We start from the raw sequence: 403 nt of genomic DNA on the forward strand, positions 1-403 counted from the left end.
CCCAGAATAAAAGCCCTGCCATTTCCAGAATCATAACAGGTCATCAGATTATGAAGTCCAAGATCAATAGATAAATAATGTCCATTCTGAGAAAGCTGTTCCGGCTCTTCAATCTCATAGATAACGATAAGGTCACATTTTCCGTTTTCCGGTGGATAGATCCGCAGCTGTTTTATATGATCCATGTTCCTGAAAATCTTATTTTCAAGATATAGAAATTTTTCATGGATCCCATATGTTTCTTCCATGTAGCTTTTCAGATCCTTTGACAGAGACAGACGCAGCTGGTCTGAACCTTTCTCATGCCGGATCCCCATCTGCATGTATGTGACCGGTATATTATCCTGTTTAAAACGGGGCGGATTTGGCTCTTTGATCCCTCCAGTCTTTTTCAGGACATAAA

Annotated in this window: 1 pseudogene; it reads right to left on the reverse strand. The window is 40.4% G+C overall.

The features are described from left to right. A pseudogene (locus DXC01_RS20480) lies at positions 1-403 on the reverse strand (RNA-guided endonuclease InsQ/TnpB family protein); the annotation flags it as partial.

Origin of the sequence: Blautia sp. OM07-19 (assembly GCF_003481595.1) — a bacterium.
Taxonomy (GTDB): Bacteria; Bacillota; Clostridia; order Lachnospirales; family Lachnospiraceae; genus Blautia_A; species Blautia_A intestinihominis.